Source organism: Glutamicibacter sp. AOP12-B1-11, assembly GCF_052379245.1.
Lineage (GTDB): Bacteria > Actinomycetota > Actinomycetes > Actinomycetales > Micrococcaceae > Glutamicibacter.
This window is the reverse complement of record NZ_JBQSYL010000009.1, coordinates 46,801-66,458: the sequence shown is the minus strand read 5'-3', so window position 1 is coordinate 66,458 and position 19,658 is coordinate 46,801. Positions and strand designations below refer to the sequence as shown.

Here is a 19,658-nt window from a genome sequence, read left to right as displayed (position 1 = left end):
ACGCATGCAGCGCTTGGCCATCTTGTCTTTGAAGAACCGGGCGCTCATCGCGCTCATCACGATCTTCGCCGCCGTTTTCGGCGTGATCTCCATGGGATCGCTGAAGCAGGAACTGATCCCCGCACTGGAGTTCCCGCAGATCTCCGTGATGGCCACCCAGATGGGCGCAAGCCCCGAGGTGGTCGACGAACAGGTCGCAGCCCCGTTGGAAACCGCGCTGCAGGCGGTCGAGGGCCTGGAATCCTCCACCGCCACCTCGCAGACCGGGTTCACCCGCATCGCGCTGACCTTCGAGTACGGCACCGATATGGACCGTGCCCGCGCGCAGGTGGAACGCGCGATCTCCAACGTGAAGACCCAGCTGCCCGAAGACGTGGAACCCACGGCGCTGGCCGGCTCCATTGCCGACCTTCCGGTGCTGATGCTCGCGGTCTCCTCGAACGAGTCCCTGGAAGCGCTGAACGATGATGTGGAACGCATCGCGCTGCCTAAGCTGCAGAAGATCGACGGGGTGCGTGAAGCCGCAGTCTCCGGCGGCGCTTCCCAGCACATCGCGGTGATCCCGGACGACGACAAGCTCAGCGCCGCCGGGCTGAGCGTTGCCGACCTGAAGGACGGCATCGAGAACGCCGGCTCCCCCATGCCGGTGGGCAATATGGACGTCGACGGGCTGCAGCTTCCGGTGATCGCCGGATCCTCCCCAGATACCCTGGCTGCGATCGAAGACATTCCGCTGGTGACCGAGACCGGTCCGGTGCTGCTCAAGGATCTCGCCGAGGTCTCCGTGCAGGCCGACGAGGCCACCAGCGTCACGCGCACCAACGGGGATGAGACCCTGTCCATCCAGGTCACCAAGACCCCGGACGGGGATACCGTCGCGATCTCCCACGCGGTCACCGCGATGATCGCGGATCTGGAAGCCGAGCTCGGCCACAAGGCGACGATGACCACCATCTTCGACCAGGCGCCCTTCATCGAGGACTCCATCAGCCACCTGGCGCTGGAAGGCGCCCTGGGTCTGGGCTTCGCCGTGATCATCATCCTGATCTTCCTGTTCTCCGTGCGCTCCACGCTGGTCACCGCGATCTCCATCCCGCTGTCCTTGATGGCCACCTTCATCGGCATGAACGTGTTCGGGTACACGCTGAATATGCTCACCCTGGGCGCGCTGACCATCTCCATTGGCCGCGTGGTGGATGACTCGATCGTGGTGATCGAGAACATCAAGCGCCACCTGGCCCACGGCGAATCCAAGGCCCAGTCCATCCTGCTGGCGGTCAGGGAGGTGGCCGGGGCGATTACCGCCGCGACACTGACCACCGTGGCGGTGTTCCTGCCGATCGCCATGGTCGGCGGCATGGCCGGGGAACTATTCAGCCCCTTCGCGATGACCATGACCATCGCCCTGCTCGCCTCGCTGCTGGTCTCGCTGACCATCGTTCCGGTGCTCGCCTACTGGTTCCTGCCGCACCGCCCGGGGACCGGGGCAACCCGCACCGTCCACGTGGCCGAGGACAAGTCCTGGCTGCAGCGCGCCTACGTGCCGGTGCTCAACGGCACGCAGAAGCACCCGGTCATCACGCTGCTGGCCTCCGTGCTGATCCTGGCCGGCACCGTGATGATGACTCCGCTGCTGAACACCAACCTGCTCGGCTCCACCGGGGAGAACTCGATCTCCATCACCGCGAAGATGCCTTCGGGCACCGCGCTGGAGACCACCTTGGCCGAAGCCGAGAAGGTGGAAACGAAACTGCAAGACATCGAGGGCCTGGAAGATGTGCAGATGACCGTGGGCACCGCCAGCGGCATGGCGGCGATGTTCGCCTCCGGCGCGGACACCGCAAGCTTCACCGCGATCACCGACCCCGATCGCGACCAGGAGGCGCTGAGCAATACGGTCCGCGAACAGATCCAGGGCCTGGAGTTGTCCGAGGATGTCACCCTGAGCTTCGGCTCCAATTCCTCGGCGATGATGTCCAGCGACGTCACCGTGGAGGTCAAGGCCCCGAATGAGGATATTCTGCGCGAGGCCACCGAGAAGCTGCGCGAAGCGCTGGCCGGCACCGAGCATGTCACCGGCATCGCGGACAACCTCTCGGCGGAACGCGAGCAGGTCTCCATCGATATCGACGCGGACAAGGCAGCCGAGGCGGGGCTGACCGAGGCGCAGCTTTCCGGTCTGGTCGCCTCCCAGGTCTCCGCCGTCCCGGCGGGCACCCTGCGCCTGGACTACACGGACATGACCGTGCAGATCGGCGAGCCCATGGATCTGAACGGGCTGAACAAGCTGCGCGAACTGCAGATCCCCACCGCCGCCGGCCTGGTGCAGCTGCAGGACCTGGCGACGGTGGAACGCACCAAGGTCGTCCAGCAGGTCACCACCTCCAATGGCGAGCGCATCTCCACCCTCACGCTGACCCCGGCGGAGAACATGCTTGGCAAGGTCTCCACGGACGTCACCGAGCGCCTCGACTCGGTGGATTTGCCCGAGGGCGCCAGTGCCGAAATCGGCGGCGCGGCCACCGAGCAGGCCGAATCCTTCAACCAGCTCTACCTCGCCTTGCTGGCGGCCATCGCGATCGTCTACGTGATCATGGTGGCTACCTTCAAGTCGCTGATCCAGCCGCTGATCCTGCTGGTCTCCATTCCGTTCGCCGCCACCGGGGCCATCGGCCTGCTGCTGATCTCCGGCATCCCGCTGGGGCTGCCTTCCTTGATCGGCATGCTGATGCTGGTGGGCATCGTGGTCACCAACGCGATCGTGCTGATCGACCTGATCAACCAGTATCGGGCCGATACCCCCGAGCGGCCGGCGATGGCGCTGGATGAGGCCATCATGCAAGGTGCCCGGCAGCGTTTGCGCCCGATTCTGATGACCGCGCTGGCCACCATCTTCGCGCTGATCCCGATGGGCCTGGGACTCACCGGCCAGTCCGGGTTCATCTCGCAGCCGCTGGCCGTGGTGGTCATCGGCGGCCTGGTCTCCTCCACCTTGCTGACCCTGATCCTGGTACCGGTGCTCTACCGCCTGGTGGAGTCGCGCAAAGAGAAGCGCGAGCTGCGCCGCGCGGGACGCAAGCACTCCACCGAGCAGCACACGGGAGCCCAGGATCTTGCGCTGGCCATGAACGGGGCCACCGCGAAGATCACCCCGGGAGCTAAGCAGACGCCGGTGCAGGCCAAGGACAAGCAGCAGGCCAAGCCCGAGCCGAAGGTGGCGGACGCCAAGCCGGCGGATCCGGATAATCCCAAGGCGATTCCGGGCCAGGTGGTCAATCCGCTGACCGGCCAGATCCCCGTCTCCCGCAAGGAGCGCCGGGCGTTCGAGGAATTGATGAACAAGGCGGCCGAAGAGCCCAAGGACTAAGTTCTCCGGCGCCAAGCATTCGGGCCTGCAACCACTAGATGTGGTTGCAGGCCCGAATGCTTTTTTTGGTTGTGCAGATGCGCTGTCTTAGACCAGCGGCAGCTCGGTCAGGCAGGTGGCGTTTGTGCTGCCTGCGGTGGACACGGTGGTCTTCGCGGTTTTGCCTTCGTAGCTGAATTCCAGATCCAGATTAATTCCACGCGGAACCCAGAGTCCAAGGAATCCATTGTCGAAGGTTTTTGCGCTCTTCTCCACCAGCACCTCGCCGGTGTCGGCGTCAGTTGCCTTCACCTGGACTTCCTTTCCCGCCAGCTCCCCCAGACACGTGGTCAGGCTATGGAAATGGCAGCTGTGGGTCTGGCTCACATAGGGTGCCGCCGAAAGGTAGTACTCATCTTCCGGCATCGGCAGACCCGCGGTGCGTCCCGACGCATCGGTGAGTACCAGCTGGGCCGGCTGCACCGAGGCGGTGAAGTCGCTGGGCCGCTGCGCCACCGGCATCCGGTCGAGCCGATCGATCGCCGCCCTGGCATCGAGCCCGGCCAGGCCAAGCTCCGCGAGGAACTCCCCGGTGTGCTCGGCCGCAACCACCGTAGGCTCGGGCTGCGCGACGGGCGCCGGTGCAGTGCTGCACCCGGTCAACACGGCCAGCGCGAGCACCGAGCCGGCCGCCGCGGCCACAATCCCGGCGCGCGTAGCTTTGCTGCCTTCAAATTTTTTGGGCACGGTCAATCCCAACCTTTCTGTCTTCAATCCCTGGCTACAGCGTTTCAAGCAGCTGCTTCATCTCGTTGATTTCCTCGGTTTGGGAATCAACGATCTGCTTGGACAGGTCGATGGCCGCTGGGTAGCTTCCTTCGTTGATCTCGGTCTCGGACATCACCACGGCACCTTCGTGATGCATGATCATCTGCTCAAGGAAGAGCCGGGCAGCCTCGGACCCCGTCGCGTCCTCTAAGGCCTTGATCTCATCTTCCGGAACCATTCCGTCGCCGTGGTCCATCCCCCCGTGGTCCATCCCCTCGGGCATGTTCCATTCGGAAAGCCAGCGGTCCATGCGTTCGATCTCCGGGCCTTGCGCCGCCTTGATCCGTTCGGCCAGGGCCACCACCTCGGCGGGAACCTCGGACTTGCCCAGCAAAATGTCGGACATGTCGATCGCCTGTTCGTGGTGCATCTTCATGCCCGAGGCGAACGCCATATCGGCGTCGTTGGCCGATGGGGACTGCTCCATGGAATGCCCGGAATGCGATTCGGAAGCCGAGGCGCTCGGCGCCGGAGTGCTCGATGGTTCCCCTGCGCATCCGGCGAGGGCGAGCATTGCGCCCAGTGCGAGGGCGCTGGAAAAGAAGGTCTGCTTGTTCATGGGTGGTTCTCCTGATGGGTTCGGAATGTGAGCGGCGCCTGCCTGCGGCGGCGCCGGAACTAGCTGGCGGCAGGTCAGTTGACCCGCCAAGCTCTCACGTTCTGCAAATCCCCAAGGCCGTCAGATCGGGTTTGCGCGGCGCGACCCCGCGAAGCTTCGAAGCCGCGCACAAGGTCCGCAGGAACACCGTCCGGGCCACGGCTACGGTATGCGGTGGCCGCAAGAACAGCAGCATGACCAGCAGCGCCAATACGCAACCCGCGGCGGCCATCTCATGGCCCAGCGGGCAGTCGGCGCAGCCCTGCTCGGAGGGATGGCCCGGATCGGCTAGCGGAGCGTGGTGCATGGGCAGGGCTTCTGCCGAATGCGCCTGCGCCTGCGGGGCCGAGGAATCAGCCGGGAGTCCATGATTCATCACGTGCATCGAGAACAAACCGAAAAGCACCGCGCTAATCAGCAACAGCGAGCGAACGATCGCCAGGCGGGGGTAGCTGCGCCCGCCGGCATTCGCCAGATGCTTGCCGATGTTCATGAATCCCAGCTTAGCGATGCCAGCCTAACCGCGCGAAACGCGACCGGATCAAGCTACAGGGCTGGAGCTCTCCCGATGCTTCCAGCTAGCTAAGCACCCCGAATCCATAACCAATTCAGCGCCATCGCCAAGAGCCCGATCGGTAGCCCGCGCGGCATCAATCCCTAGGGATCAAGACTTTAAGTTGCGCGCAATTGAATTGCGTGCAATCATTATTTCATGGCAATAGTTGACGAAATGGTTTGCTTCTCCCTCTACTCGGCGAGCCGGGCAACCACCCGGGCGTACGCCGAACTGCTCGCCCCATGGCAGCTGACCTACACCCAGTACCTGGTGCTCGTTGCGCTGTGGTCCGAAGGCGATAAGCCGGTGCGGGAAATCGGCGAGATGCTCCAGCTGGACTCCGGGACCCTGTCCCCGCTGTTGCGCCGGCTGGAACAGAAGGAATTCATCAAACGCCGGCGCGACGAGGAAGATAGCCGCGTCGTCAACGTCAGCCTGACCCCCACCGGAACATCCCTGCGCAAAGAACTGGCACATATTCCGGCGCAGATTGCCTGCGGCACCGGACTCCCGGATCTCCAGAGCGCGCAGGCACTGCTGGCAGCCCTGCACCGCATCACCGCATCCATGCAGGAAATAACCTCACCGGACAACTAGTCCGGGAAACACGCTACAAACTTTCACCACCTCCGAAAGGCAGTTCCATGGAAACCCTATACACCGCAGAATCGCTGTCCACCGGCCAAGGACGCGAGGGCCGAGTGCAGACCCACGACGGCACTCTCGACGTGAACCTCACTCCCCCAGTAGCGCTGGGCGGTTCGGGCACCGGAACTAACCCGGAACAGCTGTTCGCCGCGGGATATGCCGCATGCTTCCACTCGGCGTTGAACGTGGTGGCACGCGGCCGCAAGGTCAAGATCGAGAACTCCAGCGTCGGCGGGCGAGTCCACCTGCACCGCGATGGAGAGAGCGGATTTAAGCTTTCGGTCGAATTGGAAGTGGTCATTCCCGATATGGAGCATGCCCAGGCCCAGGAACTGGCCGACGCGGCCCATCAGGTCTGCCCCTACTCCAACGCCACCCGCGGCAACATCGACGTAACGGTGACCGTCAGCGATGACTAAGTCGCCGGAGGCGAAGCCGCTGGGGTTCGCCCGGCACGGCGCGCGCATCGGGCTCGGAGCATTCCTTGGCTTCGCCGGGGTGAGCCACCTGACCTTTGCCCGCGAGGAATTCCGCTCCCAAGTCCCGGACTTTGTCCCCTTGGATCCGGACCTGACGGTGCTCCTCTCCGGCGTGGCCGAAATCGGGCTGGGGCTATCCTTGCTGGCGCTGGTCAGGAAGCGGGTGGCCGTCGGCTGGATTGCCGCGTTCTTCTTCGTCGCGGTGTTCCCCGGCAATTTCGCCCAATGGCAGGAGGGACGCGACGCGTTCGGACTGGATACCGACGGGAAACGGCTCACCCGGCTGTTCGTCCAACCGGTGCTGATCGCGCTTGCGCTCTGGAGCACCGCCGCATGGCGCGACCGGGCGCAGCTCCGGTCCAAGGCATAGCTACAGTTGCCATGACGCAAAGCGAGGTATCAGGCTAAACGCCGGATACCTCGCTTTGCGCTGCCTGCGCAACTGCGTTGGCAGGTTCCCCAGTGCCGATCGCGACTAGACGTCACGCCGTTTCAGCGCAATATATCCGGCTCCGAGCAGGACCACGGTCCAGCCGATCAGCACCAGCAGCGCCGCCGGCGGCCCATAGGGCTCGGTGGCACCGGTGGCCATGAACGTCGCGGCGTTTGTCGGCAGGTATTGGGCCAGCGTCTGCACCCACTCGAACGGAAGCAGTTGCAGGATCTGCGGAAGCCCGATCACCAGCATGATCGCCGAGACAATCGCTCCCGCCGAGTTCCGGCAGAGCAGCCCGAGGCCGAGCACCATCAAGCTCAGCAGCGCCAGATAAGCACCGGCGCCGAGGCAGGCGGAGACCAGGTCGGAGAAGGTGAAGGCGCCGTACTGCCCTGCGCTCAGCGCTGCCGGAATGGTTCCCAAGCCGATCATGCAGACCCCGGCAACCAAGCCGAGCCCGGCCAGCAGCAGCGCCTTGGCGCCGAGCATGACCGAGCGGCGCGGCACCGACTGCAAGGTGGTGTAGATGCTCCCGCTGGAGTACTCGTTGGTGATGTGCAAGGCGGCCACGGCGGCAAAGAACAGCTGGCTGAATTGCAGGGTCGCAAACACCAGCAGCGGCGCCGGCATCGCGGTGTCGAAGCCATTGTCCCCGCTGGCTTTCGCGCTGGCCCCTAGTAGCCAGCCCAATGCGATGGTCACCAGTATTCCCGAGGCATAGAGCCCGACCAGGGCACGCAGCCCGAAGAATTTGGTGGCCTCGGCGCCGGTTGCCCGCAACAGCGGTCCGGCAAAGTCACCGGTCCTGGATTCACCGATCTGCAGCGTGCTCATTTGCTTCCCACTCTCCCTGCTAGCTCGGTGGAGTATTCCACCGTGTCGTGAGTCAGTTGGTTGTAGGCGTTTTCCAGCGACCCGTGGGCAACGCTGAGTTCATGCAGCAAGATACCACCGGCAAAGGCCGAGGCGCCGATAGCTTCCAGCGGCAATCCAATCACTTCCAGACGGTCTCCGGCGGTGGCATTCACCTCGACACCGGGTTGCAGCAGCAACCCGGCGAGCGCGGCGGCCTGCGGCGAGCGCACCGTGATGACCGGTTCGGTGAATTGCTTGATCAGCTCCTGCGTGGGTGCTTGGGTGATCAGCGCCCCGCGTCCGATCAGGATCAGCTGGTCCGCGACCTGCTGCACCTCGCTCATCAGGTGGCTGGAGACGAAGATGGTTCCGCCGCGCTCGGCCCGGGTGCGCATCAGCTGCCGGATCCAGGAGATGCCTTCGGCATCCAGCCCGTTCATTGGCTCGTCCAGGATCAGGATTTGCGGGTCGCCCAGCAGGGCGGCGGCGATTCCCAGCCGCTGGCGCATGCCGAGGGAGAACCCGCCGATCCGTTTGCCGGCCACCGGCTGCAAGCCGACTTCGGTCAGCACCGTATCCACGCGGTCGGCCCGGATCCGATTGCATTGCGCCAGGGCCTTCAGGAAGGTGCGAGGGCTATGCCCCGGGTGCCCCGCCGTGCCGGAAATGTGCGCACCTACCGTATGCAGCGGGTAGCGCAGCTGCGCGTAGGGAACCGAATTGACCAGCGCCTGCCCGCTGCTTGGTGCGTCCAGTCCGAGGATCATGCGCATGGTGGTCGATTTGCCGGCCCCGTTGGGGCCGAGGAATCCGGTCACTTGCCCGGGTTCTATGGTTGCGGTCAGCGCATTGACTGCGCGGGTGGCGCCGAAGTCCTTGCTCAGCGCTTCGAGTGTGATCATGGTGTGCTCCTTGGGTTCTGCTCTCCACCCTAGGATTCGCCCCTGCCGCCGTGCACCGGCTGGAGGTCTGCATTCTCGCGGCACCGAACCCCTACCTTGGTCGGTGTCTGCCCGCGGCGATTCTGCGTAGCATGTTGTTCATGACTACCTCGTGGAAGCAATTGGTTCTCCTGCTGCTGCTGGCTCTCTGCGCCTATTTGGTCCCCATCTCCACGAACGGGGCCTGGGTTGTGCTCGCTCCCCTGGCCGCGGCCTGCAGCTACCTGGCCGGACGGCATGTTTCCTCTCTGGCCCATGGATTGCTGGCCCTTGGGGCGGGGACGCTGGCCGCCGGGGTGACGCTGGCACTGTCCTCGCACCTGAGCCTGTTGACCTTTGCCCTGAATATCCTCACCGGTTTGGTGCTCTTTGCGCTGCTGCCTTGGTGGGCCGGCCGGGCGCGGCGCAATGCGGTGCTGTTCCGCAGCCAGGAGCGCCGGCATGTGGTGGTGCAAGCCGAGCTGCGCGAACGGGCGCGCATCGCCGAAGCCATGCATGATCAGCTGGGCCACGATCTGGCGCTGCTGGCGCTGTCCTCCAGCGGGCTGCAGGTGTCCCTGGAAAAGGGCACGCCGGCCTATGCGCAGGCGGCGCGGATCCGCGAGCAGGCCGATGAGTCCATCGAGCATCTGCACCAGATCATCGGGGTGCTGCACGAGGACGGCGACCAAGCGCCGCTGGGTCCGGCAGGTTCATCGCTGGAGCAGCTGGTCGAGCAAGCCCGGGCCAAGGGCATGAAGATCAACTTCACCCGGCATGGTCCCTCGCCGCAGGCCCCCGGATCCATCCGGTGGGCCGCCGTGCTGCGCCAAGTGGCCCAGGAGGCGTTGACCAATGCGGCGAAGTACGCGCCGCACGCCGAGGTGGAGCTGGAACTCGATACGCGCTCGGAGCAGGCGGTGCTGAGGATTTCCAATCCCCTGCATGGCCCTGTCCCGCCGGTCCGGCCCGGGGCCACCGGAATCGCTTCGCTGCGCGGCGCCCTCGAAGCCGCCGGCGGTTCGCTGGCGGTGCACCGCACGAAGGAGCGCTTCGAACTGCGCGCCTGCATTGCCCAGTCATCCTCGCCCCCGGCGCCTGCCGGGGTGCACTCTCCGGTTAAGCGCGCCAGCACCTCGATGCTGGTGCTGTTGCCGATCCTCGCCGTCACGGTGATTGCCGCGGCCCTGCTGCTGTTGCAGCATGCCACCTACCAAGCCACGGCCCTGCACCCGTCGGAGTACCAGAAACTCAAAGTGGGCATGGACTCGGGCGAGGTTGCTTCGCTGGTCCGCGCCCCGGGCCTGGATGAACCGCTTCCCGTGATCGACGAGCCGGCGCCGCCGGAGAATGCGCAGTGCCGCTACTATGCGGCGCGGACCGGCCTGCTGGATCTGGGCAGCGAGATGTTCCGCCTGTGCTTCACCGATGACGTATTGGTCTCCACCGACCACCTCTACCCCGCCGGCTAGCCAAAGGAGCTGCAGATGAGCATGGATACCCCAGTCAGCGTCCTGCTGGTGGATGACGACGCCCTGATCCGCGCCGGGCTGCGCGCGATCCTCGCCAGCGACCCAGGCATCTCGATTATCGGCGAAGCGGAGAACGGGGTGCGCGCCATCGAACTGGCCGAACGCCTGGCGCCGTCGGTAATCCTCATGGATATCCGCATGCCGCAGCTCGATGGGCTGGGCGCCATGGAAGCGATCCTGGCCCACGCCCCGGAGGCCAAGGTGCTGATCCTGACCACCTTCGGCGAGGAAGACTACATCGACCGGGCCATGTCCGGCGGAGCCTGCGGATTCATGCTCAAAAGCTCGGGGCCCGAGGAACTACTCGGAGCCATCCATGCGGTGGCCGAGGGCGCCGCGGCGCTGTCCCCGCGCATTGCCCGTCGGGTGATCGACAAGGTGCGCGGCATCGATACCGCCTCGCTGGCCCGCGCCCGCACTTTGGTCCAAGGGCTGACCGTGCGCGAACGCGAGGTGCTGGCGCTGGTGGGATCGAGCCTGACCAACGCGGAGATCGCCGCCCGGCTGGTGCTCACCGAGGCGACGGTCAAGGGGCATATGACCGCGATCCTGCTTAAGCTCGGCGCGCGCAACCGCGTGGATGCCGCGCTGATTGCCTATCGCGCGGGTGTTGTCCACCCGTAGCGGCTCACGACATGTTTCGCAGGCTGCCGGCAGGGGCGGAGAATGTTGAACGCACCGCTCATCCCAAAAGGTGGCTTTTCACGACGCAGCAGCCCGTTGATCTCATCGCAGCATGCGGCCTTCTCGACACGTTCATCGAAACTGAGTTCGTCGAGGTTGCGGCAGGGATTTAAACGCCATCAGATGATATGGCAACAATGGTCGACCTATATTCAAGCATGCCGAAGAGGAGCTATTCGGATTCAGGCCATTGGTCGTTCATCCGTTCTGGAAGACCAGGGATGAAGGCCCGCCGACTTTCCCAGAACTGCTCGGGTTTCGTGCCAGTTATCCCTATACCGTCCGTCCGCATTATCGGGATTCCCTTGACAAACCAAGTGGATTCCCAGCGAGGCTGAACCACCCCGCGAAACGCCTTCGCTGTTGGCACTTTCAGCTGGTCCGAGGATCCCTAGCTGACATCGGCGGAAGTTCGGCCGGAGAAAACTCGTAGGACGTCATGGATAGATCATTCCTGCAACCCAGCGCGCCGAGCGGCGACCGGTGGAAGCTGCCCGTCCATCCAGTGCTGCTGCTACTTAGGGCGGGACCTGTAGTGTCCTGGGACGTACCTGCCTGCGCGGTGGTGGGCTTTGATCCACACCTGTCCGGTTTTCGGCTGGCCGGAATCTCCGGGTTCTCCAGCCGCTTCCCCGAGGCTGATGGCAGTGGGTGGCGAAATGTCTTTGAGGCCCGCGACTCGGTTGCGGTTCGAGCCCTCGAAGGCGCGGTGCATTGATTCGGCCGCGTCGGCCTCGGCACCGAGCCTGATCGCCTCCTCGGCCCAATGGGAGACAGCTTCATTGATCCGGCGCAGACGCGTGACGGCCTCGGTACGGGTGAGCCGGAACGAGTCAAGGTGGTCCAGCAGTTCGAGTACGTTCCGGTCGAAGGTATCCCCACCCGGCACGAGAGGAGTGTCGGAGGTGCCTGTCCGCATGGGATTCACGTCGAACGACGGCGATAACCTCCAGCCCCTGCCAATCTTGAGCAGGCCGTGATTTCGCATGTGGTCATCGATATTGTTGACCATAGCGCCGAACGCTGCTCGGCTGAACATCTCCTTGGAATCTGCCACGGGATTGGATGAGACCATCGAAATTTCACGGGCAAGCTTGACATAGCTTGGGTGCTCGCCGTCGTTTAGCTGGAGGGCCGTGCGTGCACTCATGTATGGTATGCGCTCATCGCCCGACCTGTCGAAACGCTTGGTGAGGAAGATCTGGTGGTATTCATCCAGCCTCATCAGCCGGGAAGGTTGGACTTCGATTCCAGCTCGCTGCTGCAGGCGTATCGCTACCATTTCCCAGAGCTGGACATTGCCCAGGTCCGAGGTCTTTGGGAATTTGGCGAGCAACATCGACCCATCCGCGTCGCGAACCCAAGCTTTTGGCTGAGCACCTCCAGGAGATGATCCAGCCCCGATGAGCAAGCTGTTTTGCTCGTCTATGTACCCGGTCTCCTCGTAAGCGCGTGACTGTTCGGCAAGCACTGGCAGGTCGCGAACACCCGCCCATTGTCCCCAGCTGGAGAGGAATTTTCCGTTTTCCCGGAACCGCAGTGCGCCTTGCCTCGTCTGGTCGTTGACCATGAAGAGCCGGGATATCTGCGTATTCCTCGGTGCTGGTACGCCAGTTGCCTTGGAATGCAGCCGTGCCTCCTCATGGAGGAGTCGCTGACCCCATGCATCCGGTGCAGCATCCATGAACGAGCCGAACATCTCCCGTCCCAAGGTGGGGCGCTGCGGCCCCTTGATCAACGGAAGTTCGGGCGAGATAGCGAAGGAGCAGTCAGAGGCAAGCCAGGAGTCGGAGTACGTGAAGGCTATATGCTCCAGTGGTGAGAGGGCATCGGACTCGATCGTCAAAGTGCCCGTTGCAGTCTCGCCAGTCAGTACCTCGACACGCCTGATTTTTATGCGGTTCCGCCGGCTCATGAACTCCCCCTTGGTGCACGCTGGCGACTAAGCAGTCGTGATCTGGCACGACCCAAGTCGGTGTTGAGTGGCTCGACAGCATCATTTATACGGTCGACAATGCCGAGAACCTTGGCGACTACAAGGAAGGTTTCGAGTTTTGCTCCTGCGCCTTGTTCTAGTTTGATCAGCGTGCTCCTGGAGATGCCGGCCCGCTCGGCAACCAGTTCTTGAGTCAACCCAAGAATAATGCGCCATTCCTGCAGGCTTGCACCGAGCTTTTGAGCCTCAAGCATTTAAGCTCCTAATGTAGCTACTTATAAACATTATCGCATACAGTGAGTGCAAATAGCTACATTGCGATGCCTAGAATTCACCTCATAACCAACTAACGGATGAGGGTCGGCCCAAGCTTCAGCCGACGGCCCCGATGGCACGCAACGATGCAATGGGCAAGTTGGCCACTACTGCGGTCCAATAATGCGGACTGCAGATCCTCGGGTCAACACGCCACCCACCACCGCAACCCGCACTCGCCGGCAACTACCAAGCATTCAATCCGCATAGGGTGGCACTGCTTCGAATGCGCAATTTTCCGAACTCTCGCACAGGCGCGTGTCCGACGCCATACTCCACCTCAGGGAATATTTGACGCATCAACTTGTTATTACATGCATACGCATATAAATTAGAGGTAAGCACACAGCGTATCTCGACAGCTTAGGAGCGGACATGCAATTCGGAGTCTTTTCAGTCAGCGACATCACCCGCGACCCGACCACCGGCAAGATGCCTACCGAAAAAGAGCGCATCGACGCTTCGGTAGCCATCGCCAAGAAGGTCGAAGAGATCGGCATGGATGTCTTCGCCATCGGCGAGCACCACAACCGCCCATTCTTCTCCTCCTCGCCCACCACCACGCTGGCCTACATCGCCGCGCAGACCGAACGCATCATCCTCTCCACGGCGACCACGCTGATCACCACGAACGACCCGGTGAAGATCGCCGAGGACTTCGCGATGCTGCAGAACCTGTCCAACGGACGCGTGGACCTGGTGCTGGGACGCGGCAACACCGGTCCGGTCTACCCATGGTTCGGCAAGAACATGCAGGACTCGGTGAACCTCACCGTGGAGAACTACAACCTGCTGCGCCGCCTCTGGGACGAAGACGTGGTGAACTGGGAAGGCAAGTTCCGCACCCCGCTGCAGAATTTCACCTCCACCCCGCGCCCGTTGGACGACGTGGCGCCGTTCGTCTGGCACGGCTCGATCCGTACCCCGCAGGTGGCCGAGATCGCCGCCTACTACGGGGACGGTTTCTTCGCCAACAACATCTTCTGGCCAAAGGAGCACTACAAGCAGCTGATCGACCTCTACCGCGAGCGCTACGAGCACTACGGCCACGGCAAGGCGCACCAGGCGGTCGTGGGCTTGGGCGGCCAGTTCTACATGGCCAAGGATTCCCAGCAGGCGGTCAAGGAATTCCGTCCGTACTTCGACAACGCCCCGGTCTACGGACACGGCCCATCCATGGAGGACTTCACCGCGCAGACCCCGCTCACCGTCGGCTCCCCGCAGCAGGTATTGGAGAAGACCCTGAGCTTCCAGGAGTACTTCGGCGATTACCAGCGCCAGCTGTTCCTCATCGACCACGCCGGGTTGCCGCTGAAGACCGTGCTGAACCAGCTGGATATGTTCGGCGAGTACGTATTGCCGGAGCTGAAGAAGGAAATGGCATCGCGGGCGGCCCCGGATATCGCCGATGCCCCAACCCACCCAGGCCGCGTGGCTGCCCGCAAGGCTAAACTGGAAGCCGAGCAAGCCAACGCCCCGAAGGAGCCTGAAGTCAGTGACCGGGACCAGTAGCACCCAGGCCTCGTTGAAGGTCACCACCGACGCGTGGGAGGCGCTGTTCCGGGCGCAGGTCGCGGTGATGCGCCAGATCACCGCGATGCCCGAATTCGCCAAGCTCTCCATCCGGGAGTACGACGTGTTGTTCAACCTGCGCCACGCACCGGAGAACGAGACCCGACTGGTGGATTTGAATAAGCACCTGCTGATCTCCCAGCCCAGCCTGAGCCGGATGATCACCCGCCTCGAAGAGCGCGGTCTGGTTTCCCGGTGCACCGATCCCACCGATCAGCGGGCGAGCCGGATCAGGCTCACCGAAGCGGGTCTGGCCACGCAGCGGGATATCGGCCGGGCTCACGTCAAGCAGCTGCATCGGCTGATGGGCGAGGCGTTGAGCGAAGAAGAATTCATCGAGCTCCAGCGGTTGAGCACCAAGCTGCGCAACGCGGTGGAGTAGGGACTGCAAGTTCATGCCAAAAGGGCTACCAGTTAAGTACTGGTAGCCCTTTGGCGTATCCACTCAGCTTAGGTCCCCAGCGCTAGTGACGTGCTGAGAATTATCCCGGCATTCGTCGAGAAATGAATTCCCGGCGACGATTTGCCCAATCGGAACAGCTTCCCCTGTACATGCAGGCCTGATCCGGTATCGTCTGTGGCAGCAACCAACCGACGTGCAGGAGTTCTCGTGAACATCGCAACGCACCTTCTGATCCACCGCTATCTTCCGGGCAGCGGCCCGCAACCGCCGAGCGAAGAGTTCGATGCGGAAATGCTCCAGTGGGAATCGCTGGATGCCCAATTGCGCTCCGAAGACATCCTGATCTCGGCCTATGCCCTCCAGGACCGCGGCTCGGTGTGCTCGCAGGAAACCAACGCCGAGTTGGACACTGAAGCGGAGATCGTCTTCGCGGTGCACGCGATCAAGGTCTCCGATGAAGCGCAGGCCCAGGAAATTGCCCGGCGCATGCCGCATCTGCCCTACGGGAGCGTGGAGATCCGGCCCCTGATGGAGTAGCCATAATTACTTGTAGAAGCCCTCGCGCAGATTAATTCCATGCTCCAGCCAGATCTTCATCGCGCAGAGCATCCCGGTCCAGCCCTCGCAATTGCCGAAGGCCCCGGTGAGTCCCTGCGGCGAGGAGAGCCATCCCGACTCGGTGATCTTCACCTTGGTTCGCGCAGCATCGTCGATCGCCTCGAATTCGAAGGTGACGGTGTTCATTCCGTCGTCCGCGGCGACACCTTCTCCCGCCCATTTCAACACGATGAGCTCGTCCGGGATGGCTTCGAGCACCTGCACCGGGAAGCGGCCCGGGAAATCGTGGAAATCCCAGCTGACTTCGGCGCCGGTTTCCAAGCGTCCCTGCGCTCCCCCGGTGGTGAAGTAGGCGGATAGTTTTTCCGGATCCGCCACGGCTTCGTAGACCTCGTGGCACGAGGTGGAGATGCGGCCGGTGACGTCGAAGGACAGCGGTTCGGACGGCAGATTAGTTTCCATACTGCATCCTTACCCGGCAGCCCTCCGCACGTCAACGGTTGCGGTTAAGTCCGCTCAACCAGTTCGGCGAATCCGTGCTGGGTTCCGGTGGCTATCCCGAAGCTCACCGGCACAGGAGCCGAGCAGCAGGAGTCCTCCTGCGCAGGCGCTTGGGCCGATTCTGCGGAACAGCTGCCCGCTTCGGCGGCGGAGGCCGCCGGCACCTCGCAGGAGTTGCCGGTGTCGGTGGAGCACACTCCGGTTTCCGGCAAATCCAGTTCCACCTGATCCGCCGCGGTGCGGTCTCCGGACAGGGCGGCGGCCAGCGAGCGAACCTGCTCGTATCCGGTAGCCAACAGGAACGTCGGGGCGCGGCCGTAGCTCTTCATGCCGGCAATGTAGAAGTTCTTCTCCGGGTGCCCCAGTACTCGTTCGCCGTGGGCCGAGACGGTGCCGCAGCTATGGAACTCGGGATCGATCAGCGGGCCCAGTTCACGCGGTGCTTCCACCGCGAGGTCCAGATCCAGGCGCAGCTCGGAAAGCATGCTCAGGTCGGGGCGGAAGCCGGTGGCAGGCACCACGAAGTCAACCTCGAGCTCGCGCCCATCGGCGAGCGACACCTGCAAGCTTTCTGCCGAGTGCAGCTCGCGCACCGAGACGTGTTCGAGCAAGGTCACCTGTCCGGTCTCCACCTGGCGTCGCAGGCTTGTGCCCAGCTGGCCACGAGCCGGCAGTTCATCGGCGGATCCGCCGCCGTAGAGGCGAACCGGGTTAGCCTGCCCACGCAGTCCCCAGAGAAGTTGGGTTTCCGGATTCTGCTGCTTCAGCCGTCCCAAGAGGATCAAGGTGTTGGCGGCCGAGTGCCCGGCTCCGAGCACCAGCACCCTCTTGCCTGCAAAACGCTGCGCATCGGCGCCCAAGGGATCCGGCAAGGGCGAGGTGATGAAACCTTCGCTTCTCGCCGTTTCTTCACCGAACGCGCTGAGCCCGGAGCGGCCAATCGGGTTGGGAGTTTCCCAGGTTCCGGAGGCATCGATGACCGCACGCGCCGTCAGCTCGGTTGCGCCGTCCGCGGTTTCGACCCGGACCAGGAACAACGATTCGTCGCGCGCGGCCGAACGTCCCTTGTCCAGCCCGCCGCCCTCGGCGCTCACGCGGCTGACCGAGCTGACTCGCTGCCCGTAGCCGATGGCTTCGCGCAGCTGCGGGTGGGCGGCCAATGGCTCAAGGTATTCGGAGACCAGCTCCGCACCGGTGGGCAGGCGCTTGGGATTCGGCGCCTGCCAGTCGCCAGCGTAGTGCTCGGTCGGGGTTTCGAGCAGCCGGCGGCTGGCCTCGTCGATGTTGTAGCGCCAGGTGGAGAACAGCTTGATATGCCCCCACTGCTTGATGGCGGCTCCGGCGCTTGCTCCGGCTTCCAGGACGCGAACCGCTTGTCCGCGTTCGAGCAGGTGCGCTGCGGCCGCCAAGCCGATGGGGCCGGCGCCGATGACGACGACGGGGAACTGGGATTCCATGGTGCTCCTTCGCTACAAACTCTAGGCTTTGTTTTCGAGCAATTCGGTGATGAGGTTTTCGATGCGTGCGCGAATCTCGTCGCGGATCGGGCGCACCCCATCGATGCCTTGCCCGGCCGGGTCCTCAAGCACCCAGTCTTCGTAGCGCTTGCCCGGGAAGACCGGGCAGGTGTCTCCGCAGCCCATGGTGATGACCACGTCGGATTCCTTGACCGCTTCGGCGGTCAGCACCTTCGGCACCTCGGCGGACATGTCGATGCCCACCTCGGTCATCGCGGCCACGGCGGACGGGTTGATTTCCGCGGCCGGAGCCGAGCCGGCCGAGCGGACCTCGATGCGACCATCCGAGAGGCTGGACAAGAATGCTGCCGCCATCTGCGAGCGGCCGGCGTTGTGCACGCAGACGAACAGGACCGATGGCTTCTTTAGAGGAGTAGACAAGATCTTAGCCTTTGCTTGGTGCCGAGTTGGCGAGGACTTGGGTGGGGAAGAATTTGCGCGACCAAAGCGCCACGTAGACCAGGGCGACCAGGATTGGCACCTCGATCAGCGGTCCGACGACGCCGGCAAGCGCCTGGCCGCTGGTGACGCCGAAGGTGGCGATGGCCACCGCGATGGCCAGTTCGAAGTTGTTGCCGGCCGCGGTGAAGGACAAGGTGGTGGTGCGCGCGTATCCGAGCTTCAGCGCCCAACCGATCAGCATGCTGGCCCCGAAGACCACCACGAAGTAGGTCAGCAGCGGCACGGCCATGCGTGCTACATCCCACGGACGGGAAATGATGGTGTCCCCCTGCAGCGCGAAGAGCAGCACAATGGTGAACAGCAAGCCGTAGAGCGCCAACGGGCCGATCTTTGGCAGGAAGCGCGACTCGTACCATTCGCGCCCCTTGGCCCTTTCGCCCAGCGTGCGGGTGAGGAATCCGGCGAGCAGCGGGATGCCGAGGAAGACCAGCACCGAGAGCGTAATGGCCCAGACGGAGAATTGCGCGCTCGTGGTTTCCAGTCCCAGCCAGCCCGGCAGCACCTGCAGGTAGAACCAGCCGAGCACGCCGAAGGCGAATACCTGGAATACCGAGTTGATCGCCACCAGCACCGCGGCCGCTTCGCTGTCGCCGCAGGCCAGGTCGTTCCAGATCAGCACCATGGCAATGCAGCGCGCCAGACCGACGATAATCAGGCCGGTGCGGTATTCGGGCAAATCGGGCAGGAATACCCAGGCCAGCACGAACATGAATGCCGGGGCAAGGATCCAGTTGATCAGCAGCGAGGTAATCATCAGCTTCTTGTCGCCGATTACCCGATGCGTCTGGTCATAGCGCACCTTGGCCAAAACCGGATACATCATCACCAGCAAACCGATGGCGATAGGCAGTGAAACCCCGGCTACTTGCAGGGAGTCCAACGCCTCGCCCAGCCCGGGAATCACGCGCCCCAAGGCAAGGCCAAGGACCATTGCGGCGAGGATCCAGACGGCTAGATAGCGATCAAGGGTCGACATTTTTGCTGCCACCTTGGCGGTGTCAACGGGCGCTACAGATTGACTCACGAGTACATCCAAATCATAGACATCGAAGAATATCGATATACCTAGTATGATGAGATGCATCGAAGGTTGTCAATATGATCGATCTGCCCGTAGCCGTTCAGGAAGAAACACAAGGATGCCACAAAACGTCGTACTCGAAACCAACCGCACCGACCTTTCCCAGGGCCCCGGATGCTGCGTGCCCGAGAGCGGCCAACCGTCGCTGAACGCTTCCGATGCCGAGCTCTTGGCCGCGCGCTTCAAGGCGCTGGCCGATCCAAACCGGCTGCGCATCCTGTCCATCATTTCCTCCAGCGCCGAGGCCGAAACCTGCGTCTGCGACTTCTCCGAACCGCTGGGACTCAAGCAGCCCACGGTCTCCCACCATCTGAAGATCCTGGTGGACGCGGGCCTCTTGCACCGTGAGAAACGCGGAGTCTGGGCCTACTACTCCGTGGTGCCCGGAGCCCTGGGCGAACTAGCCCGGACCCTGGAACTCAAGAGTTAGC

21 protein-coding genes are annotated in these 19,658 nt (G+C 63.4%); 10 read left to right on the top strand and 11 right to left on the bottom strand.

Annotation, left to right across the window (positions count from 1 at the left end):
- Positions 1–4: 4 nt before the first annotated feature.
- A complete protein-coding gene (locus ACT3UQ_RS07140; RefSeq protein ID WP_444636803.1) occupies positions 5–3,367 on the top strand; it encodes an efflux RND transporter permease subunit in 3,363 nt (1,120 codons plus the stop codon).
- An 87-nt stretch (positions 3,368–3,454) separates the two neighbouring features.
- Here the strand turns inward: ACT3UQ_RS07140 and ACT3UQ_RS07135 are convergent, their stop codons facing one another.
- The 3 genes from ACT3UQ_RS07135 to ACT3UQ_RS07125 form a co-directional block, all read right to left on the bottom strand.
- Positions 3,455–4,093, bottom strand: a complete 639-nt coding sequence (locus ACT3UQ_RS07135; protein WP_444636802.1) for a CueP family metal-binding protein — start codon at positions 4,091–4,093, stop codon at positions 3,455–3,457.
- A 34-nt stretch (positions 4,094–4,127) separates the two neighbouring features.
- A complete protein-coding gene (locus ACT3UQ_RS07130) occupies positions 4,128–4,733 on the bottom strand; it encodes a DUF305 domain-containing protein (protein ID WP_444636801.1) in 606 nt (201 codons plus the stop codon).
- Positions 4,734–4,827: 94 nt separating this feature from the next.
- Complete coding sequence (locus ACT3UQ_RS07125) at positions 4,828–5,265, bottom strand: hypothetical protein (protein WP_444636800.1); 438 nt, start codon at positions 5,263–5,265, stop codon at positions 4,828–4,830.
- Positions 5,266–5,484: 219 nt separating this feature from the next.
- Here ACT3UQ_RS07125 and ACT3UQ_RS07120 point away from each other — a divergent pair, with 219 nt between their 5' ends.
- Genes ACT3UQ_RS07120 through ACT3UQ_RS07110 form a run of 3 tightly spaced genes read left to right on the top strand, consistent with a single transcriptional unit; the run spans position 5,485 to position 6,825 of the window.
- Positions 5,485–5,925, top strand: a complete 441-nt coding sequence (locus tag ACT3UQ_RS07120) for a MarR family winged helix-turn-helix transcriptional regulator (protein ID WP_181150563.1) — start codon at positions 5,485–5,487, stop codon at positions 5,923–5,925.
- 47 nt (positions 5,926–5,972) lie between these two features.
- Entirely contained in the window at positions 5,973–6,395 is a 423-nt protein-coding gene (locus tag ACT3UQ_RS07115) for an organic hydroperoxide resistance protein (RefSeq protein WP_105554403.1), read from the top strand.
- The gene (locus ACT3UQ_RS07110) at positions 6,388–6,825 is read left to right on the top strand and encodes a DoxX family protein (RefSeq protein ID WP_444636799.1); all 438 of its coding nucleotides are present in this window, start codon (positions 6,388–6,390) and stop codon (positions 6,823–6,825) included. The genes ACT3UQ_RS07115 and ACT3UQ_RS07110 overlap by 8 nt, the downstream gene beginning before the upstream one ends.
- A 105-nt stretch (positions 6,826–6,930) precedes the next feature.
- Here the strand turns inward: ACT3UQ_RS07110 and ACT3UQ_RS07105 are convergent, their stop codons facing one another.
- Positions 6,931–7,725 (bottom strand): hypothetical protein, encoded by a 795-nt coding sequence (locus ACT3UQ_RS07105; protein WP_444636798.1) that lies wholly within the window; start codon positions 7,723–7,725, stop codon positions 6,931–6,933.
- Complete coding sequence (locus tag ACT3UQ_RS07100) at positions 7,722–8,648, bottom strand: ATP-binding cassette domain-containing protein (protein WP_444636797.1); 927 nt, start codon at positions 8,646–8,648, stop codon at positions 7,722–7,724. The genes ACT3UQ_RS07105 and ACT3UQ_RS07100 overlap by 4 nt, the downstream gene beginning before the upstream one ends.
- 140 nt (positions 8,649–8,788) lie before the next feature.
- Between ACT3UQ_RS07100 and ACT3UQ_RS07095 the strand changes: the two genes are divergently transcribed.
- Together ACT3UQ_RS07095 and ACT3UQ_RS07090 are read left to right on the top strand one after the other, a co-directional pair.
- Positions 8,789–10,138 (top strand): sensor histidine kinase, encoded by a 1,350-nt coding sequence (locus ACT3UQ_RS07095; RefSeq protein ID WP_444636796.1) that lies wholly within the window; start codon positions 8,789–8,791, stop codon positions 10,136–10,138.
- A gap of 15 nt (positions 10,139–10,153) precedes the next feature.
- Entirely contained in the window at positions 10,154–10,822 is a 669-nt protein-coding gene (locus tag ACT3UQ_RS07090) for a response regulator (protein WP_444636795.1), read from the top strand.
- A 574-nt stretch (positions 10,823–11,396) separates the two neighbouring features.
- Here the strand turns inward: ACT3UQ_RS07090 and ACT3UQ_RS07085 are convergent.
- A complete protein-coding gene (locus ACT3UQ_RS07085) occupies positions 11,397–12,797 on the bottom strand; it encodes a type II toxin-antitoxin system HipA family toxin (RefSeq protein ID WP_105570167.1) in 1,401 nt (466 codons plus the stop codon).
- A complete protein-coding gene (locus tag ACT3UQ_RS07080) occupies positions 12,794–13,072 on the bottom strand; it encodes a helix-turn-helix transcriptional regulator (protein ID WP_096288557.1) in 279 nt (92 codons plus the stop codon). Before ACT3UQ_RS07080 ends, ACT3UQ_RS07085 begins: the two co-directional genes overlap by 4 nt.
- Before the next feature lie 436 nt (positions 13,073–13,508).
- Between ACT3UQ_RS07080 and ACT3UQ_RS07075 the strand changes: the two genes are divergently transcribed.
- The 3 genes from ACT3UQ_RS07075 to ACT3UQ_RS07065 all read left to right on the top strand — a co-directional run bounded on the left by ACT3UQ_RS07075 (position 13,509) and on the right by ACT3UQ_RS07065 (position 15,645).
- Positions 13,509–14,645, top strand: coding sequence for an LLM class flavin-dependent oxidoreductase (locus ACT3UQ_RS07075; protein ID WP_096288554.1), 1,137 nt, complete (start codon positions 13,509–13,511; stop codon positions 14,643–14,645).
- Positions 14,629–15,087, top strand: coding sequence for a MarR family winged helix-turn-helix transcriptional regulator (locus ACT3UQ_RS07070; RefSeq protein WP_105570165.1), 459 nt, complete (start codon positions 14,629–14,631; stop codon positions 15,085–15,087). The genes ACT3UQ_RS07075 and ACT3UQ_RS07070 overlap by 17 nt, the downstream gene beginning before the upstream one ends.
- A gap of 228 nt (positions 15,088–15,315) precedes the next feature.
- Positions 15,316–15,645 (top strand): YciI family protein, encoded by a 330-nt coding sequence (locus ACT3UQ_RS07065; RefSeq protein ID WP_105554395.1) that lies wholly within the window; start codon positions 15,316–15,318, stop codon positions 15,643–15,645.
- Positions 15,646–15,651: 6 nt separating this feature from the next.
- On the opposite strand, the gene ACT3UQ_RS07060 is transcribed toward ACT3UQ_RS07065, so the two are convergent.
- The 4 genes from ACT3UQ_RS07060 to arsB are packed head-to-tail and all read right to left on the bottom strand — an operon-like array spanning position 15,652 to position 19,122.
- Positions 15,652–16,128 carry an SRPBCC domain-containing protein gene (locus tag ACT3UQ_RS07060; RefSeq protein ID WP_105554394.1) on the bottom strand — a complete coding sequence of 159 codons (477 nt, stop codon included), beginning with the start codon at positions 16,126–16,128 and terminating at the stop codon, positions 15,652–15,654.
- A gap of 44 nt (positions 16,129–16,172) precedes the next feature.
- A complete protein-coding gene (locus ACT3UQ_RS07055) occupies positions 16,173–17,624 on the bottom strand; it encodes an FAD-dependent oxidoreductase (protein WP_444636794.1) in 1,452 nt (483 codons plus the stop codon).
- A gap of 21 nt (positions 17,625–17,645) precedes the next feature.
- Positions 17,646–18,068 (bottom strand): arsenate reductase ArsC, encoded by a 423-nt coding sequence (locus tag ACT3UQ_RS07050; protein WP_444636845.1) that lies wholly within the window; start codon positions 18,066–18,068, stop codon positions 17,646–17,648.
- 1 nt (position 18,069) lies between these two features.
- Positions 18,070–19,122, bottom strand: a complete 1,053-nt coding sequence (gene arsB / locus ACT3UQ_RS07045) for an ACR3 family arsenite efflux transporter (RefSeq protein WP_444636844.1) — start codon at positions 19,120–19,122, stop codon at positions 18,070–18,072.
- 163 nt (positions 19,123–19,285) lie between these two features.
- Here arsB and ACT3UQ_RS07040 point away from each other — a divergent pair, with 163 nt between their 5' ends.
- Entirely contained in the window at positions 19,286–19,657 is a 372-nt protein-coding gene (locus ACT3UQ_RS07040) for an ArsR/SmtB family transcription factor (protein ID WP_105554390.1), read from the top strand.
- Position 19,658: the final 1 nt, after the last annotated feature.

Excerpts from the sequence above, each read along its gene's own strand:
- ACT3UQ_RS07080 (WP_096288557.1), bottom strand. The coding sequence starts at position 13,072 with ATGCTTGAGGCTCAAAAGCTCGGTGCAAGCCTGCAGGAATGGCGCATT.
- ACT3UQ_RS07055 (WP_444636794.1), bottom strand. The coding sequence starts at position 17,624 with ATGGAATCCCAGTTCCCCGTCGTCGTCATCGGCGCCGGCCCCATCGGC.
- ACT3UQ_RS07095 (WP_444636796.1), top strand. The coding sequence starts at position 8,789 with ATGACTACCTCGTGGAAGCAATTGGTTCTCCTGCTGCTGCTGGCTCTC.
- arsB (WP_444636844.1), bottom strand. The coding sequence starts at position 19,122 with ATGTCGACCCTTGATCGCTATCTAGCCGTCTGGATCCTCGCCGCAATG.
- ACT3UQ_RS07085 (WP_105570167.1), bottom strand. The coding sequence starts at position 12,797 with ATGAGCCGGCGGAACCGCATAAAAATCAGGCGTGTCGAGGTACTGACT.
- ACT3UQ_RS07100 (WP_444636797.1), bottom strand. The coding sequence starts at position 8,648 with ATGATCACACTCGAAGCGCTGAGCAAGGACTTCGGCGCCACCCGCGCA.
- ACT3UQ_RS07040 (WP_105554390.1), top strand. The coding sequence starts at position 19,286 with ATGCCACAAAACGTCGTACTCGAAACCAACCGCACCGACCTTTCCCAG.
- ACT3UQ_RS07140 (WP_444636803.1), top strand. The coding sequence starts at position 5 with ATGCAGCGCTTGGCCATCTTGTCTTTGAAGAACCGGGCGCTCATCGCG.
- ACT3UQ_RS07075 (WP_096288554.1), top strand. The coding sequence starts at position 13,509 with ATGCAATTCGGAGTCTTTTCAGTCAGCGACATCACCCGCGACCCGACC.
- ACT3UQ_RS07125 (WP_444636800.1), bottom strand. The coding sequence starts at position 5,265 with ATGAACATCGGCAAGCATCTGGCGAATGCCGGCGGGCGCAGCTACCCC.
- ACT3UQ_RS07060 (WP_105554394.1), bottom strand. The coding sequence starts at position 16,128 with ATGGAAACTAATCTGCCGTCCGAACCGCTGTCCTTCGACGTCACCGGC.
- ACT3UQ_RS07090 (WP_444636795.1), top strand. The coding sequence starts at position 10,154 with ATGAGCATGGATACCCCAGTCAGCGTCCTGCTGGTGGATGACGACGCC.
- ACT3UQ_RS07120 (WP_181150563.1), top strand. The coding sequence starts at position 5,485 with ATGGCAATAGTTGACGAAATGGTTTGCTTCTCCCTCTACTCGGCGAGC.
- ACT3UQ_RS07130 (WP_444636801.1), bottom strand. The coding sequence starts at position 4,733 with ATGAACAAGCAGACCTTCTTTTCCAGCGCCCTCGCACTGGGCGCAATG.
- ACT3UQ_RS07115 (WP_105554403.1), top strand. The coding sequence starts at position 5,973 with ATGGAAACCCTATACACCGCAGAATCGCTGTCCACCGGCCAAGGACGC.
- ACT3UQ_RS07105 (WP_444636798.1), bottom strand. The coding sequence starts at position 7,725 with ATGAGCACGCTGCAGATCGGTGAATCCAGGACCGGTGACTTTGCCGGA.
- ACT3UQ_RS07110 (WP_444636799.1), top strand. The coding sequence starts at position 6,388 with ATGACTAAGTCGCCGGAGGCGAAGCCGCTGGGGTTCGCCCGGCACGGC.